Source organism: Agromyces badenianii (assembly GCF_003070885.1).
Taxonomy (GTDB): Bacteria; Actinomycetota; Actinomycetes; order Actinomycetales; family Microbacteriaceae; genus Agromyces; species Agromyces badenianii.
Window position 1 is genome coordinate 3002525 of sequence record NZ_CP028913.1, and the last position, 15084, is coordinate 3017608.

Consider the following 15084-nt stretch of genomic DNA (forward strand, 5'->3'; position numbering starts at 1 on the left):
ACTGGGCGATCGGTCTTTCAGACCGCTGTCCACCGTATCGAGGTCAGTGGCACATCCCAAATCGAATCGAATGAATTTGGTTCTGACCTGGGAGTTTCAGTCTAAGAGTGTTCGCGCTGCTCCCCTGCGGACTGCAGCCTGGTGCAGTTCTCGCACAGCCCGAAGACGTCGACGACGTGCGCGGCACCGGTGAATCCGTGTTCGGCTGCGACGCTCTTGGCCCACGCCTCGACCTCGTCGGCGGCGATCTCGACCGTCAGACCGCAGTTGCGGCAGATCAGGTGATGGTGGTGGCCGGTCGTGCTGCAGGCACGGTACAGCGCCTCGCCGTCGGGCGACTGGAGCGAGTCGGCGTCGCCGCTCGAGGCGAGATCGCCGAGCGCGCGGTACACGGTGGCGAGGCCGATCGGCGAGCCGCTCGCGTGCAGCGTCGAGTGCAGTGCCTGCGCACTGATGAACCCCTCGGTGTCGTCGAGGGCTTCGCGAACGGCTTCTCGCTGCCAGGTGTTGCGCTTCATGCGATGCGTGCATCCTCTGCGGTCTCGACGGGTGTCGCGACCCGGTTCAACGGTACCGCCCGCAGCTTCGAGACGCCGAGTGCGAGCAGGAAGAATCCGGTCGCCGCGAGGGCGATGGCCGGGCCCGCCGCGACGGCGAATCCACGTGACGCGATGACGCCCAGCACCCCCGATGCCGCTCCGATCACGGGTGCGACGACCAGCAGCGCGCGGAACGAGCGCACCACGAGCCGTGCCGCAGCGGCAGGGGCCGCGATGAGCGCGATCGCGAGGATCGCACCGACGGCGGGCAGCGAGCTGACGACGGAGGCCGCCGTCAGACCCAGCACGAGCAGCTCAACCGGCCACTCGCGGTAGCCGGCCGCTCGAAAACCCTGCGGGTCGAAGGTCGAGAACGCGATCTCCTTGCCGAACAGCACGACGCACACGACGGCGAGCAGCGCAACGGATGCCGCGAGCAGTATATCTCCGTCGCTCACCGTGAGGATCGAGCCGACGAGCAGTGATTCGGCGCGCACTGGAAGCCCGGGGATCGCCGCCTGCAGCAGCGCCCCCGCCGCGAAGCCGCCGGTGAGCACGATGCCGGCCGCGACCTGCGCACCTTGCCGACGTACCCGGGCGATGCCCGCCATCACCGCGACGAGAACCACGGATGCCACGGCCGCTCCGGCCGGCACGCTCACGCCGAGCGCCGCGGCGGCGACCGCCCCGGGGTAGGTGCCGTGCGTGAGCGCCTGCGCGAAGAAGGTGCGCCGCCGCACGACGATGAGCGAGCCGACGAATCCGGCCCCGGCACCGATGACGATCGCCGCGACGAGGGCGCGCTCGAAGTAGCCCATCAGCGCCGCTCCCCCGTGCGGCCCCGCCCGAACGTGCGGTACACGAGGAGCACCAGTGCGTACCCCACCACGAAGACCGCCACGACCGTGCTGCCCGCCGGCAGGTCGACCCCTGCGCCTACGGAGGCCGCGAAGCCGAGTGCCAGGCCGAGCCAGGCCGCGATGGCGGCGAACGCCGCCGCGACCGGGAAGAGCCACCAGAGCCGAGCCGTCACGAGCCGGGCCACCGCCCCCGGCACGATCAGCAGTGCCAGCACGAGCAGTGTGCCGATGGTGCTCGCCGCCGCGACGACGACCAGGGCGATCGCCGAGTTCAGCACGAGGTCGAGGGTGAGGGGAGAGTCGCCGGCCGCGCGACTGCCCTTCGCGTCGAATGCGCGATAGAGCTGTTGCTTCAACGTGAGCAGCACCATGCCGAGGGCGATGAGGGCGACCACGATGAGCGGCAGCACCTCGGCGGGCGGGATGGTCAGCACCCGGCCGAACAGGAGCGCCTCGAGTTCGCCCGCGTAGTTCTCACTCCGCGACACGACGATGACGCCGACGCTGAACGTCGCCGTCAGCACGATCGCGATCGCGGCGTCGGCGGTGACACCCGCTCGGTCGAGCCAGGTGAGCGCGAGGGCGCCCGCGAGGGCGGCGATGGCGGCGCCCGGCAGGAGTCCGGCACTGCCGCCGACGGCGAGTCCGATCGCGAGGCCGGGGAAGACCGCGTGGGTCAGCCCGTCGCTGATGAACTCGAGGCTGCGGAGGTTGACGAGCACGCCGACGAAGCCGGCGACCACGGCCAGCACGAGCATGACGAGCAGCGCCCGCCCCATGAAGGGGATGGCGAACGCCCCGAAGAGCGCATCAGTCAGCGACACGGGCCGCCGCCTGCTCGCCGGGTCTCGCATATGTCGGTCGAGGCATTCAGTGGCCCTCGTGACCGGGCACGACGAGGGTGTGCTCGTCGATCTCGACGCCGACTCCGTCGAAGCACTCCTGCACGTTGCGCAACGTGAGCACCTCGTCGACGGGACCGCTCGCGAGTTGCGTGCCGTTCACGAGCACCACGGAGTCGCAGACGAGGCGTGCCAGTTCGAGGTCATGGGTCGAGACGAGCACCGCGACGCCGCTCGCCTTCAGTGAGCGGATGGTCTCGACGAGTGCATCGCGGTTGGCCTGATCGAGACCGTTGAACGGCTCGTCGAGCAAGAGCAGAGCGGGGTCGGAGGCGAGGGCACGAGCGAGCAGGCCCCGTTGACGCTGCCCGCCCGAGAGCGCCCCGAACGGGCGCTTGGCGAGCTCGGCGAGCCCCACCGTCTCGAGTGCTCGGCGCACTGCGGCGCGATCGGCACGGCCCGGCCAGCGGAAGAGCCCGAGCCCGCGGTAGCGCCCCTGCATCACGACCTGCTCGAGGCTGATCGGAAAATCGGGATCGAGCTCGGCGGATTGCGGAAGGAAGGCGACCATTCCGTTTGCGGCATGCGAGGTGCGAGCTGCCTCGCCAGACGTTGCTGCTGAGCGGAGCTCGATGGTTCCCGCAGTGCGCGGCACGAGTCCGAGGATCCCCTTCAGCAGCGTCGACTTGCCGGCGCCGTTCGGCCCGATGAGCGCGACGGCCTCACCCTGCAGGATGTCGAGATCGAGTTCGCCGACGCCGCCGCCGCCGGGGTGCGTGAACGCGGCGCCGCGGAGGCGCAGCACGGGGGAGTCGGTCATGATCGTCATCCTTGCAGTGCCGCCGGCACCTCGGTCGGAGTCACGCCCCACGACTCGAGGATCAGTCGGGCGTTGTGCAACTGGCTGCCGAGGTAGGTCTGGCCCTCGCTGCCTTCGACGCCGAGCGAGTCGCCGTAGAGCGCGTCGGGCCCGGAGTACACGGTCGCCCCGGCCTCCGAACCGATGGTCTCGGCGGCCTTCGCTGAGATCGATGCCTCGGAGAAGACCGCCTCGACACCGGTCGCGCGGATCCGCTCGACGAGGGCGTCGATCTCGGCCGCACTCGGCTCGGCGTTGTCGTCGAAGCTCGGAATGATGCTGCCGACGAAGGTGAGTTCGTAGGCGTCGATGAAGTACGTGAAGGCGTCGTGGTTCGTCACGAGCAGCCGATCGGCCACCGGAACCGCCGCGATGTTCTGCTCGATCCACTGGTCGAGCGCGTCGAGCTTCGCCACGTAGTCGGCCTCGTTCTGCTCGAGCACGACTGCGTCGACGCCCGGCACCTCGGAGAGCCCGGCCGCGATGTTCTCGACCATGCGCTCGGCGAGCTCGGGATCGGTCCAGATGTGGGGGTTGCCGGCGTCGTGATCGTGCGCGCCGCCGGTCGCCTCAGCTTCGACCCCGTGACCGTGGTCGTCGGTGCCGTAGAGCTCGATGCCGGTGCTCGCGTCGATCAACTCGCCGTCGAAGCCGGATGCCTGCACCGCGTCGTCGATCCAGCTCTCGAGCCCGCCGCCGTTGACGACGAGCGCGTCGGCGTTCGACAGGGCGAGCAGCTGCGCGGCAGAGGGGTCGAAGCTGTGGGCGCTCTGGCCGGGGGGGAGCAGCTGGGTGATCTCGGCGGTGTCGCCGAGGAGCTCGCGGGTGAAGTCGCCCACCTGGGTCGTCGTCGCGACGATCGCGGGGCCGCCCGCAGCATCGTCGGATGCCGCGGGTGACGCGCATGCCGTGAGCGCGAGCGCCGACGCGGCGAGCATCGCCCCGGCGGCGACGACCGGCAGCCGACGCGTGGCCCGCGCGGCGTGGGCGTCGGAACGAGTGGGCATGCGTCAACCGTAGGCTTATTGATAATGATTGTCAAAACCATGAGGCGCCGTGAACGCCCCTTCGGTGAACATCCGGATGCGGGCGGCGCATTCCCGGAGGAGAACTGTGGACAGATCTGGCGAGTGTCGCTTCGACATGGGAGAGTGAATCACGTGGATACGACGACGACCCCCCTCACGTTGCATCCGTTCACCGTCGCCGATGCCGAGCGCCTGCTCTCCGGCGAGGTCGACCCGCACGACGGATGGGAAGGCGCGTACGCCTTCACCGACGAACCCGAACTGCTCTCCGAGTACCTGCTCGCGGTGCAAGAGAACGGCGACCCCAGGCCCTTCGGCCCCTACCTCGTGCGCCGCGGCGAAGACGGGCCGGCCATCGGGGGAGTGAATCTGTTCGGCCCGCCCGACGACGACGGCGCGGTCGACTTCGTGTTCGGCCTCGTGCCGGCGGTGCGCGGGCACGGCCTGGCAGCTCACACGGTCACGGCCGTCGTCGAGCTCTCGCGGGCCGCCGGGGTCTCGGTGCTGCGCGCCGAGGCCGAGGTCGGCAACCTGCCCGCGCGGCAGACGCTCGAGAAGATCGGATTCGCGCAGGTCGCCCGCACGCCTGAAGAGATCATCTACGAACTGCGCCTGTAACCCCGCAAGCGGGTTATCGGGCGCAGCGTACGCGGCGCGCGAGCCTCGAGGTCGGCTACTCCAGCAGCAGTGCGGGTTCCTCGATGATCGAGGCGACGTCGGCGAGGAACCTCGACGCCACGTCGCCGTCGACCACGCGGTGATCGAACGAGGCCCCGATCGTCGTCACGAAGCGCGGGCGCACCTCACCGTCGACGACCCATGGCTTCTGCTTGATCGTGCCGAGGGCGACGATGGCGACCTCGCCCGGATTCAAGATCGGCGTTCCGGTGTCCATGCCGAACACGCCGATGTTCGTGATCGTGATCGTGCCGCCCTGCATCTCCGCCGGCTGGGTCTTGCCCTCGCGCGCCGTCAGGGTGAGCTGCTCGAGCGCCGTCGCGAGCTCGACCATCGTCATCGCCTGCGCCTCTTTGACGTTCGGCACGATGAGGCCCCGCGGCGTCGCCGCGGCGATGCCGAGATTCACGTAGTGCTTGACGACGATCTCGGAATCGGTCCACTGGGCGTTCACCGTGGGGTTGCGGCGCACCGCCCAGATCATCGCCTTCGCCATGATCAGCAGCGGCGAGATGCGCACGCCCGCGTAGTCGGGTGAGGCCTTCAGCCGCTTCAGGTACTCCATCGTGCGAGTGGCGTCGACGTCGACGAACACGCTCACGTGCGGAGCCTGGAACGCGCTCTGCACCATGGCGTTCGCGATGACCTTGCGCACGCCCTTGACGGGGATGCGCTCCTCGCGACCCTCGGGCCGCTCGGGCGTCTGGATGTTGCGGAAGACGCTCGCCTGGCTCGCCTCGCGGATCACGTCGTCGCGAGTGATGTCGCCGATCGGCCCGGTCGGCGCGACGCGGGAGAGATCGACGCCCAGGTCTTTCGCGAGCTTGCGAATCGGTGGCTTCGCGATCACCGGCACGCGCGCGGCCGGGCGCGTCGTCACGGCGGCGGCAGCGGATGTCGCGGCCGACCCGGTCGCCGGGCCCGACGAGCGCGTCGGCGCGGGCGGAGCCGGCGGGGTGGGAGCCGGGGCCGCGAGGTGGCCGTGTGCACCATCGGGCGTGGGGTGACGTCGGCGACGGGTCGCCGCCGGTCCGGAGCTGCCGTGCCCGACGAGCACCGCGCCGCCTCCTTCATCGGCCGACGCCGCAACCGTGGGCGCGGCAACGGCCGCTGAAGCCTGCACCGGCGTCGAGACCGGGGGAGCGGTGGAGGCCGGAGGAGCGGGCTGGGCCGGGGCCGCCACGGCGCCCGCGCCGGCACCGCCGCCCGGCGTCCCGGAGGCGAGCCCCGCGGCATCCGTCTGGATCACCAGGATCGGGGTGCCGACGTCGACGGTGGCGCCCTCGGCGACGAGCAGTTCGGCGACGACGCCCTCGAACGCGCTGGGCAGCTCGACGAGCGACTTCGCCGTCTCGATCTCGACGAAGACCTGGTCGAGGCTGATGCGATCACCGGGCGCGACATGCCACTGCACGATCTCGGCCTCGGTGAGCCCCTCGCCCACGTCGGGGAGGGGGAATCGGATCTCGCTCATGTTCTTACCCTCGCAGTCGATCTATGCCTTGGTCGTCATGTCAGCGCGCGTGGCGCGCCGTCGTCAGTACGCCAGGGCGCGATCGACGGCTTCGAGCACTCGGTCGGGGCTCGGCAGGTACTCGGTCTCGAGCGCCGCGGGCGGGAATGGCGTGTCGAAGCCCGACACCCGCAGCACCGGGGCCTCGAGCGAGTAGAAGGCCCGCTCGGCGACGGTCGCGGCGATCTCCGAGCCGACCGAGACGTTGCCGTAGGCCTCTTGCGCGACGACGAGCCGCCCGGTGCGATGCACGGAGTCGAGCAGCGGCCCGTAGTCGATCGGGGAGAGCGAGCGGAGGTCGACGACCTCGAGGCTGCGCCCCTCGTTGGCCGCGATGTCTGCGGCCTGCAGCAGCGTCGCGACCATCGCGCCGTGGCCGACGACCGTGACGTCGGTGCCCGGCCGCATGACGCGGCTCGCGTGCAGCGGCAGCCCGGCGTGGTCGAGGTCGACCGGTCCCTTCGGCCAGTACCGGCTCTTCGGCTCGAAGAACAGCACGGGGTCGTCGGACTGGATCGCCTCCTGGATCATCCAGTAGGCGTCGTGCGGGTTCGACGGGCTCACGACGCGCAGGCCCGGCGTGTGCGCGAAGTACGCCTCGGGGCTCTCTTGATGGTGCTCGATCGAGCCGATGTGCCCGCCATAGGGCACGCGGATCACGATCGGCATCGAGACCGTGCCGTCGTGGCGCACCGTCTGGCGCGCGAGCTGGGTGGTGATCTGGTCGAACGCGGGGAAGATGAAGCCGTCGAACTGGATCTCGATGACCGCCCGGTACCCGCGCATCGCGAGACCGATCGCCGTGCCGACGATGCCGGACTCGGCGAGCGGGGTGTCGAGCACTCGCTTGTCGCCGAACTCCGCCGAGAGTCCCTCGGTCACGCGGAAGACGCCGCCGAGGGGGCCGATGTCCTCACCCATGAGCAGCACCTTCTCGTCGGCGCGCAGGGCTTCGCGGAGGCCCGCGGTGATGGCCTTCGCCATCGAGAGCGTCTGCACGCCGCGCACACCCGACGTCTCGGCGGCCGACACCGCATCGATCGCGACATCCGTCACGTGGGTCTCCTCTTCGGTGCGGGCGCTCATGCGGCGCCCTCGTCGGCCGAGTTGTCGAACGAGGTCTCGAAGGTCTCGAGCCACTCGGCCTGCTCGACCATGAGCGGGTGCGGCTCGCTGTAGACGTGCTCGAAGATGACCTCGCGAGTGGGTGCCGTGAGCTCGAGCGCGCGGTGACGAAGGTCGGCGGCGATGTCGTTCGCCTCGGCGTCGACACCGGCGAAGAAGGCAGCGGATGCCCCGCGGCCCTCGAGCCACGTGCGGTACCTCGTGATCGGGTCGCGCGCCCCCCAGTACGCCACCTCGTCGTCGCTGCGGTACTTCGTGGGGTCGTCGGCGGTGGTGTGCGCCCCCATGCGGTACGTCAGGGCTTCGATGAGGCTGGGGCCGTCGCCGGCGCGAGCCTCTTCGAGCGACTGCCGGGTGACGGCGTAGCTCGCGAGCACGTCGTTGCCGTCGACGCGCACGCCCGGCATGCCGAAGCCGCCGCCGCGCAGCGACAGCGGGCTGCGCGACTGCCGCTCGACGGGCACCGAGATCGCCCACTGGTTGTTCTGGATGAAGAAGACCTGCGGCGTCTGGTAGCTCGACGCGAACACGAGCGCCTCGCTCGCATCGCCCTGCGAGGTGGAGCCGTCGCCGTAGTACACGAGCACCGCGGCATCCGTCTCGGGGTCGCCCGTCGCGGTCGCGCCGTCGAACTGGAGGCCCATCGCGTACCCCGTCGCGTGCAGCGTCTGCGAGGCGAGCACGAGCGTGTAGAGGTGGAAGTTGCCGTTCTCCTCGGGATTCCAGCCGCCGAGCGTCGCGCCGCGCAGCAGCGCGAGGATGCGCACCGGGTCGAGACCGCGGATGATGCCGACGATGTGCTCGCGGTAGGAGGGGAACAGGTGGTCTTGCGGGCGCGCCGCGTGCGCGGAGCCGACCTGCGCGGCCTCCTGCCCGTGACTCGGCACCCACAGCGCGAGCTGGCCCTGCCGCTGCAGGTTCGCGCCGGCGACGTCGATGCGGCGGGAAACCGCCATGTCGCGGTAGAAGCGCTCGAGCTCGCCATCGGTCAACGCCTCGACGAGCGGAAGGTAGGCCTCGGCCTCGGGGGAGGGACGAAGATCGCCCTCGGGGGTCAGGAGCTGGACCGTCGGCGCGGTGAACTCTCTTTCGCGGGCTGCCACCGTTCCACGCTACCCGCTACGCGGGACGCCCTTCTTGTGAGCCCGGCACAAGCTCACTGAGAATCCTGAGGAGGGTGTCCACAGATTCCTCTTCGCCGATCGACACCCGGATGCCCTCTGGAGGGAACGCGCGCGTCACGAGCCCGGCCTCGAAGAGGCGGTCGGCGACCGCGGTTGTCGCGTCGCGGGTCGGCAGCCAGACGAAGTTGCCCATGGCGGCCGGCACCGGCCAGCCCTGATCGATGAGCGCGGTGCGCAGGCGATCGCGCCGCTCGGCGATCACGGCGACGCGATCGAGCAGTTCGGCCTCGGCGGCCGGCTCGAGCGAGGCGAGGGCGGCGGATGCCGCGGCAGCCGTGACCCCGAGCGGAATCGCCGTCGCGCGCGCCGCTTCGAGCAGTTCGACGGGCCCGACGGCGTAGCCCACTCGGAGACCGGCGAGCCCGTAGGCCTTTGAGAAGGTGCGCAGCACGACGAGGTTCGGGTGGCGCCCGACGAGCGTGCGGCCGTCGACCGCGCCGCCCGCTGCCCCCTCGCCCTGCACGAACTCGATGTAGGCCTCGTCGAGCAGCACGAGACGGTCGGCGGGCACCTTCGCCATGAACGCGTCGAACTCGGCCGCGGTCACGACGACGCCCGTGGGGTTGTTGGGCGAGCACACGATGACGACGCGGGTGCGGTCAGTGATCGCCTCGGCCATCGCGTCGAGGTCGTGGCCGTGGTCGGCCCGGTTCGGCACGGCGACGCTCGTCGCACCGGCGACGGTGACGAGGCCGGGGTAGGCCTCGAACGAGCGCCAGGAGTAGACGACCTCGTCGCCGGGGGCGGCGGCCGCGAGGATGAACTGGGCGAGGAGCGAGACCGAGCCGGCGCCGATGAGCACCTCGTCGGCCGAGACCCCGAACCGTTCGGCGAGCCGCTCGCGAAGGGCGAGTGCCGTGGCGTCGGGATAGCGGTTGATGTGGTGCGCCGTCGCAGCGACGACCTCGACGACCGACGGCAGCGGGCCCGACGGGTTCTCGTTGCTCGAGAGCTTGAACCCGTCGGCGGGCGCAGGGCGCCCCTGACGGTACGGCGGAAGGGCGGCGATCTCAGGGCGCAGGCGTACGCGCGCCCCTGCGGGCTCCGGTGCGGTCACGATTTCCACCGTACTCCTTCGTCCGTCGTGCACCGTCTGCCAGAGTGGAGCAATGCGGTTCATCGTCAAGGTCATCGTCGTCGCATTCGCCCTCTGGCTGACGACTCTCATCGTCGCCGGTGTGAACGTGGTGCCATTTGCAGACACCGAGATCGCCACGGTGCTCACCTACCTCCTCGTAGCGCTCATCTTCGGGCTCGTGAACGCCGTCATCGGCAATCTGATCAGGATCGTCGCCTTTCCGCTCTACGTGCTGACGCTCGGGCTCATCTCGTTCATCGTCAACGGCCTGCTGCTGCTGCTCGTCGACTGGATCAGCGAGCTCATGGGCTTCGGCCTCGTGGTCGACAGCTTCTGGTGGGGCGTGCTCGGCGCACTCGTGCTCGGACTCATCAGCTGGCTCATCGGCCTCGTGGTTCGTCCGTCGTCGAACGACTGACCTCGCGGAGCCCGATCCATCGGGTCATCTCACCGGTTCCATCGCCGGCTCCATCGCCGGTGAAGTCCGCGACCCGCTCGCGGAACGCGACGAGCCGTTCCTCCTCTGCCGAGTCGATCAGCTTCGCGGTCTCCCGGTAGCGCACGAGTTCGTGCGCGGGCAGGGCCGAGGCGTAATCCTCACCTGACTCGAGCACGCTTCGCGAGACGGTGAGGCGGTCGGCCGACGGATGCCCCCAGCCACCGGTCGCCGGCACGAGGTCCTCCTCGTGCTCGACCGAGAGCAGGGGCACTCCCTCGCGGAGTTCCGCCGAGGCGACCGGGCCGCCCACGCTCACGGCCGCGACCACGTTGAGCGCGGGATCCCCGGCGAGCCCGGCAGCGACGATGCCGCCGCCGGAGTGCCCGACCGGGATGATCGGGTCGCCGGGGCGCGCCCCCGCCTCGGCGAGGGCGAGCCGCACGGCCCGCTCGCCGGCGCCCGATTCCGCGCCGGTGATGCGCAGCTCGTCGAGCGCCGAGTCATCCGCGATGCCGTGCAGGTTGTTGGTCATGTCGTTGGTCTCGACACCCGCCGTGAGGCCGAGATCGACCGTGCCGCCGATGTAGACGATCCACCTGGGGTCGGCGGCGTCGCCGTAGCGCTCCACGCGGATCTGCGCTCCGGCGTCGGCGGTGGGGATGCGCTCGACCAGTTCGCCGATGCCGCGCGGCGCGGTGACCGGGCCCTCGACCGGATGCTCCGGGGCGCGGGCCGACCTCGGGCCGACGCTCTGGTCGCTGCGACCGTCGGGAATCGAGCGCACCACCCGCACCGGGCCGTCGACGAGCACCCGGCTGTCGGTGACGGCGCCGAGCGCCCCGGCGGCGCCGAGCACCGCCGTGGCGGCCGCGGGAGCGCCGATCGACGGGCCGAATGCGGCCCCGATCGCCGGCGCGCCGGGGATGCGCAACAGCCCGGCGAGCGCCTCATCGGCGGAGTCGGCCGCGGTGCGCACGGCGCGCACGAAGCCCGGGTCGGACAGGAGCCGCCGCTCGTCGCCGAGCCAGCCGCTGAGCGGGGTGCGCCAGCCGATCGCCCGGGCCCCGACCTCCGCCGCGCCGGCGAGCACGACGCCGCCCACCCAGATCGGCGCAGCGGCTCCGATGAGCCACGCCAGGTGCGAACCTCCGACACGCCACAGGGCATCGACCGCGCGTTCCGTGGCGCCGTAGCGCTCTGCGCTCTCGATGAGCGAGCGACGCAGCCACCCGGCGCTGCCCTCGGCCTCGCGGAGTCGTGTCCGCGCCGCGGCGACTCCCCAGTCGACCGAGAACACCCCCGACGGACCGGCCGCCGGTTCGCTCAGTGCGAGCACGCGGAGGCCGTCGCCGATCACCCGGGCACGTTCGCTCCAGTCGGCCACGATCGCCTCGGTGCCGCCCAGTCGGGCGGCGTCGGCGTACAGCGCGTCGGTCGCCACCGCGGTCGAGCCGCCCCCGCTGACGGTCAGCGAATCGTCCACGAGGCATCCGTTCGCGCGACCGGCGATTGCGGCTCGCCGAGAGTCGCTCGCTGCACCTCGTACTCCGCCTCCATGCGCCGGATGCGGTCGCAGAGCGCCGCCTCGGCGTGGTCGAGTGCGTCACGGGCGCCGAGCACGCGACTGCGCAGCTCATCGAGCCCCTTCGCGTAGCCGCCTGCGGCAGCGGACCGCCACGCGCCGGTCGACGGCGGCACGAGCCGATGGACCGACTCGTTCATCTCGGCCAGCAGCGAGCCGAGCTTGAGCAGGTACGCCCTGGCGTCGTCGATGCGCTCGGCGGTGACGGCGGTGCCGTTCAGGGCGAACAGAAAGGGGTCGGGGTCGGGCATGCGCCGAGTCTGTCGGCGCGGACGGCTCAGCGTGGCCGGCGGCATCCACCCTGTGCAGAGCCGGCGAAGCGAACGTCTTGTGGAGGACGGGACCTGAGTCGGATGTCGGGCGCAGCGGCATCCGTGATCGCCGTCTCGTCGCCGTCTCGGTCGTGCTCGACCGCCCAGCGAACCGCCCCCGAATTGGATGCTGTGCGATCGGCCGATGTCGTCCACAATGGAACCCATGACGCGAGCGGATCCTACGGGGGACGCCGCGCAGCCCTTCCGGGTGTCCTTCGTGTGCACGGGCAATATCTGCCGTTCGCCGATGGCCGAGGTCGTGCTGCGTGCCCACGCCGAACGTGCAGGGCTCGGCGCCCGGCTGGCGATCGAGTCCGCCGCGACCGGGGACTGGCACGTGGGCGAACCCGCCGACCAGCGCACGATCGACGCGCTCGACCGTGCCGGCTACGACGGGCGGCACCACCGGGCGCGCCAGTTCGACGCGGTCGACTTTCCCCGGCTCGACCTCGTGGTCGCGTTCGACCGCGGTCAGGCGCGCATCCTCCGCAACTGGGCGGGCGCACCCGCCGAGCAGGAGAAGGTGCGACTGCTGCTCGAATTCGAGCCCGAGTCGGCCGCGCTGCAAGACGTGCCCGACCCCTACTACTCCGACGACGCGATGTTCGACCGAGTACTTGAGATGATTGAACGGTCGACCTCGGCGCTCTTCCGGCAACTCGCACCAGCACTCAGACAAGGAATCCGATGACTTCGCTGCCTCCCCAGCCGCTCAGCCCCCTCGACGGTCGATACCGCTCGGCGGTCGGCGAGCTCGGCGAGCACCTCTCCGAGGCGGGGCTCAACCGGGCGCGCGTGCACGTCGAGGTCGAGTGGCTGATCGCGCAGACCGACCGCGGGTTCTTCGGCTCCTCGCCGCTCTCCGACCACCAGAAGGCCGCCCTGCGGCAGGTCGTCGCCGACTTCGGCCAGCCCGACATCGACGAGCTCGCCGGCCTCGAGGCCACCACCCGCCACGACGTCAAGGCGGTCGAGTACTACGTGCGGCGCCGGCTCTCCGACCTCGGGCTCGACGCCATCTCGGAGCTCACCCACTTCGCGTGCACGAGCGAAGACATCAACAACCTCTCGTACGCGATCACCGTGCGCGACGCGGTGCGCGACGTCTGGCTGCCCAAGTACCGCGGCGTCACCGAGACGCTCGAGGCGCTCGCCCGCGAGCACCGCGACGCGTCGATGCTCTCGCGCACGCACGGCCAGCCGGCGACGCCCTCGACCATGGGCAAGGAGCTCGCGGTCTTCGCCTACCGCCTGCGCCGCATCGAGCGTCAGATCGAGGCGACCGAGTACCTCGGCAAGTTCTCGGGTGCCACCGGCACGTTCTCGGCGCACGTCGTCGCGGCTCCGGATGTCTCGTGGCCCGAGGTCTCGCGCGAGTTCGTCGAGTCGCTCGGCCTCACGTGGAACCCGCTCACCACCCAGATCGAGTCGCACGACTGGCAGGCCGAGCTCTACGGCAAGGTCTCCCACGCCAACCGCGTGCTGCACAACCTCGCGACCGACATCTGGACCTACATCTCCCTCGGCGTCTTCCGCCAGATCCCCGCGCCCGGCGCGACCGGCTCGTCGACGATGCCGCACAAGGTCAACCCGATCCGCTTCGAGAACGCCGAGGCGAACCTCGAGCTCTCTTCGGCGGTGCTGGATTCGCTCGCCGCGACGCTCGTGACCTCGCGCATGCAGCGCGACCTCACCGACTCGAGCGCGCAGCGCAACATCGGGGTCGGCTTCGGCCACTCGATGCTCGCGCTCGACAACATCCAGCGCGGACTCGGCGAGATCGACCTCGACCTCGCGGTGCTCGCGGCCGACCTCGACGGCAACTGGGAGGTGCTCGGCGAGGCGATCCAGACGGTGATCCGCGCCGAGGTCGTCGCCGGCCGCTCGACGATCGCCGACCCCTACGCGATGCTCAAGGAACTCACCCGCGGCAAGCGGGTCGGCGCCGCCGAGCTGGCCGAGTTCGTGAACGGGCTCGAGATCGGCGACGACGCGAAGCAGCGGCTGCTCGCGCTGACGCCCGCGACGTACACGGGCATCGCGTCGGAGCTCGTCGACCGGCTCGGCTGAGCCGCGCGTCAGTGCCCGGGCGTGTTCGGTGCGGCGGGCCCGCCGTCGCCGGGTGCGTCACCCGGGTTCGGCTCGTCGCCGTTGATCTCGGCGACCTCGTCGGCGTTCGGCTTGATCGCCATCGACAGCAGCGCGAGCACCACGAGCACGACGATGAACACGATGCCGGCCACGATCAGGGCGAGCGTCAGCTCACGCGCCGTGACGAGCACGACGACGCCCGTGAAGATCGCGGCGATCGCCGCGCCGCCGACGAACTCGGCGGGGCGCAGCATGTCGCGCCGGCTCGGCTTGAACTCACCGGGGTTCTGGGTCACGAGAGCTGCTCCGTTCCGGGCGCGTCAGGCGCGGCATCCGCTGGGCCGGTGGCCCATTTCAGCGAGAAACCGCCGATCACGAGGTAGACGCCGAGGATGACGAGGTAGCCGCCGAGCAGGCCGACCGCGGTGACGGCGTCGAGCGGGAGCACGAGGAAGACGATCGCGAGCAACGCGGTGAAGGCGCCGGCGGCGACCCAGTCGCGCGCAGCCGAAGTGCGGCCTCGCGCGCGCAGACCCGCGAACAGCTCGACGACACCCGTGATCGCCGCCCACACGCTCACGAGGTAGAGCAGGAACGGCAGGCCGCCCGGCACGCTCACGGCGAGCAGGCCGGCGGCGACGGTGACCACCGCGGCGATGACGAAGAGCGAGCGGATGCCGCGCTCCTCGGTGAATCGCAGCGACAGCGCCCCCGTGAGGAGACCCGACACGATCGCCCAGACGCCGAAGACCAGCAGCCCGAAATCGGGGGAGTGGTTCTGCGAGAAGGTGATGACGGCGGCGGGCACGAGTGCCAGGATGCCGCGGACGACCGGGACGACCCAGTACCGGGCGCGCTCGGGAGCGGCGGCGATGGCCACGACGACCTCTTTCACATCGATTGGGGTACCGATCCATCCTACGTGCGAGGCGCCTGTGCGGAGTCCGTGGGC

Annotated in this window: 17 protein-coding genes; 4 read left to right on the plus strand and 13 right to left on the minus strand. The window is 70.8% G+C overall.

The window, feature by feature from the left end; all coding sequences use genetic code 11:
- Nucleotides 1-101: 101 nt before the first annotated feature.
- The 5 genes from DCE93_RS14120 to DCE93_RS14140 are packed head-to-tail and all read right to left on the minus strand — an operon-like array spanning nt 102 to nt 4107.
- Complete coding sequence (locus DCE93_RS14120; protein WP_108596435.1) at nt 102-518, minus strand: Fur family transcriptional regulator; 417 nt, start codon at nt 516-518, stop codon at nt 102-104.
- The gene (locus tag DCE93_RS14125; protein ID WP_108596436.1) at nt 515-1357 is read right to left on the minus strand and encodes a metal ABC transporter permease; all 843 of its coding nucleotides are present in this window, start codon (nt 1355-1357) and stop codon (nt 515-517) included. The genes DCE93_RS14120 and DCE93_RS14125 overlap by 4 nt, the downstream gene beginning before the upstream one ends.
- Nucleotides 1357-2223, minus strand: coding sequence for a metal ABC transporter permease (locus tag DCE93_RS14130; protein ID WP_244284191.1), 867 nt, complete (start codon nt 2221-2223; stop codon nt 1357-1359). The genes DCE93_RS14125 and DCE93_RS14130 overlap by 1 nt, the downstream gene beginning before the upstream one ends.
- A gap of 46 nt (nt 2224-2269) precedes the next feature.
- Nucleotides 2270-3061, minus strand: a complete 792-nt coding sequence (locus tag DCE93_RS14135; RefSeq protein ID WP_205647442.1) for a metal ABC transporter ATP-binding protein — start codon at nt 3059-3061, stop codon at nt 2270-2272.
- A 5-nt stretch (nt 3062-3066) separates the two neighbouring features.
- Nucleotides 3067-4107 carry a metal ABC transporter substrate-binding protein gene (locus DCE93_RS14140; RefSeq protein ID WP_108596439.1) on the minus strand — a complete coding sequence of 347 codons (1041 nt, stop codon included), beginning with the start codon at nt 4105-4107 and terminating at the stop codon, nt 3067-3069.
- A 153-nt stretch (nt 4108-4260) separates the two neighbouring features.
- On the opposite strand from DCE93_RS14140, the gene DCE93_RS14145 reads away from it, so the two are divergent.
- Nucleotides 4261-4746, plus strand: coding sequence for a GNAT family N-acetyltransferase (locus DCE93_RS14145; protein ID WP_168186237.1), 486 nt, complete (start codon nt 4261-4263; stop codon nt 4744-4746).
- Between the two features lie 55 nt (nt 4747-4801).
- Here the strand turns inward: DCE93_RS14145 and DCE93_RS14150 are convergent, their stop codons facing one another.
- From DCE93_RS14150 to DCE93_RS14165, 4 genes are all read right to left on the minus strand, one after another.
- Nucleotides 4802-6280 carry a dihydrolipoamide acetyltransferase family protein gene (locus tag DCE93_RS14150; RefSeq protein ID WP_108596441.1) on the minus strand — a complete coding sequence of 493 codons (1479 nt, stop codon included), beginning with the start codon at nt 6278-6280 and terminating at the stop codon, nt 4802-4804.
- 63 nt (nt 6281-6343) lie between these two features.
- Complete coding sequence (locus tag DCE93_RS14155; RefSeq protein WP_235825216.1) at nt 6344-7303, minus strand: alpha-ketoacid dehydrogenase subunit beta; 960 nt, start codon at nt 7301-7303, stop codon at nt 6344-6346.
- A gap of 98 nt (nt 7304-7401) precedes the next feature.
- A complete protein-coding gene (locus DCE93_RS14160) occupies nt 7402-8547 on the minus strand; it encodes a thiamine pyrophosphate-dependent dehydrogenase E1 component subunit alpha (RefSeq protein WP_108596443.1) in 1146 nt (381 codons plus the stop codon).
- A 16-nt stretch (nt 8548-8563) separates the two neighbouring features.
- The gene (locus DCE93_RS14165) at nt 8564-9688 is read right to left on the minus strand and encodes a histidinol-phosphate transaminase (RefSeq protein ID WP_420836979.1); all 1125 of its coding nucleotides are present in this window, start codon (nt 9686-9688) and stop codon (nt 8564-8566) included.
- Between the two features lie 49 nt (nt 9689-9737).
- Here DCE93_RS14165 and DCE93_RS14170 point away from each other — a divergent pair, with 49 nt between their 5' ends.
- On the plus strand, nt 9738-10124 hold the full coding sequence (locus DCE93_RS14170) for a phage holin family protein (RefSeq protein ID WP_108596445.1): 387 nt from the start codon (nt 9738-9740) through the stop codon (nt 10122-10124).
- On the opposite strand, the gene DCE93_RS14175 is transcribed toward DCE93_RS14170, so the two are convergent.
- Nucleotides 10087-11628, minus strand: a complete 1542-nt coding sequence (locus tag DCE93_RS14175) for an alpha/beta fold hydrolase (RefSeq protein WP_108596446.1) — start codon at nt 11626-11628, stop codon at nt 10087-10089. The two genes, DCE93_RS14170 and DCE93_RS14175, sit on opposite strands and share 38 nt — an antisense overlap.
- Nucleotides 11613-11978, minus strand: coding sequence for a hypothetical protein (locus tag DCE93_RS14180; RefSeq protein WP_108596447.1), 366 nt, complete (start codon nt 11976-11978; stop codon nt 11613-11615). The genes DCE93_RS14175 and DCE93_RS14180 overlap by 16 nt, the downstream gene beginning before the upstream one ends.
- Before the next feature lie 226 nt (nt 11979-12204).
- Here DCE93_RS14180 and DCE93_RS14185 point away from each other — a divergent pair, with 226 nt between their 5' ends.
- Both DCE93_RS14185 and purB read left to right on the plus strand, forming a co-directional pair.
- Nucleotides 12205-12732, plus strand: coding sequence for a low molecular weight protein-tyrosine-phosphatase (locus DCE93_RS14185; protein ID WP_108596448.1), 528 nt, complete (start codon nt 12205-12207; stop codon nt 12730-12732).
- Nucleotides 12729-14111, plus strand: coding sequence for an adenylosuccinate lyase (gene purB / locus DCE93_RS14190; protein WP_108596449.1), 1383 nt, complete (start codon nt 12729-12731; stop codon nt 14109-14111). Before DCE93_RS14185 ends, purB begins: the two co-directional genes overlap by 4 nt.
- 8 nt (nt 14112-14119) lie before the next feature.
- Here the strand turns inward: purB and DCE93_RS14725 are convergent, their stop codons facing one another.
- Nucleotides 14120-14428, minus strand: a complete 309-nt coding sequence (locus DCE93_RS14725; protein ID WP_205647443.1) for a hypothetical protein — start codon at nt 14426-14428, stop codon at nt 14120-14122.
- Nucleotides 14425-15012: an HdeD family acid-resistance protein gene (locus DCE93_RS14200; protein ID WP_108596818.1), complete on the minus strand. Its 588-nt coding sequence runs from the start codon at nt 15010-15012 to the stop codon at nt 14425-14427. The genes DCE93_RS14725 and DCE93_RS14200 overlap by 4 nt, the downstream gene beginning before the upstream one ends.
- Nucleotides 15013-15084: the final 72 nt, after the last annotated feature.

What these genes read in the sequence shown, in the direction of transcription:
- DCE93_RS14150 (WP_108596441.1), bottom strand. Translation starts at nt 6,280, where the DNA reads ATGAGCGAGATCCGATTCCCCCTCCCCGACGTGGGCGAGGGGCTCACC.
- DCE93_RS14125 (WP_108596436.1), bottom strand. Translation starts at nt 1,357, where the DNA reads ATGGGCTACTTCGAGCGCGCCCTCGTCGCGGCGATCGTCATCGGTGCC.
- DCE93_RS14180 (WP_108596447.1), bottom strand. Translation starts at nt 11,978, where the DNA reads ATGCCCGACCCCGACCCCTTTCTGTTCGCCCTGAACGGCACCGCCGTC.
- DCE93_RS14135 (WP_205647442.1), bottom strand. Translation starts at nt 3,061, where the DNA reads ATGACCGACTCCCCCGTGCTGCGCCTCCGCGGCGCCGCGTTCACGCAC.
- DCE93_RS14155 (WP_235825216.1), bottom strand. Translation starts at nt 7,303, where the DNA reads ATGGCGAAGGCCATCACCGCGGGCCTCCGCGAAGCCCTGCGCGCCGAC.
- DCE93_RS14120 (WP_108596435.1), bottom strand. Translation starts at nt 518, where the DNA reads ATGAAGCGCAACACCTGGCAGCGAGAAGCCGTTCGCGAAGCCCTCGAC.
- purB (WP_108596449.1), top strand. Translation starts at nt 12,729, where the DNA reads ATGACTTCGCTGCCTCCCCAGCCGCTCAGCCCCCTCGACGGTCGATAC.
- DCE93_RS14185 (WP_108596448.1), top strand. Translation starts at nt 12,205, where the DNA reads ATGACGCGAGCGGATCCTACGGGGGACGCCGCGCAGCCCTTCCGGGTG.
- DCE93_RS14170 (WP_108596445.1), top strand. Translation starts at nt 9,738, where the DNA reads ATGCGGTTCATCGTCAAGGTCATCGTCGTCGCATTCGCCCTCTGGCTG.
- DCE93_RS14140 (WP_108596439.1), bottom strand. Translation starts at nt 4,107, where the DNA reads ATGCCCACTCGTTCCGACGCCCACGCCGCGCGGGCCACGCGTCGGCTG.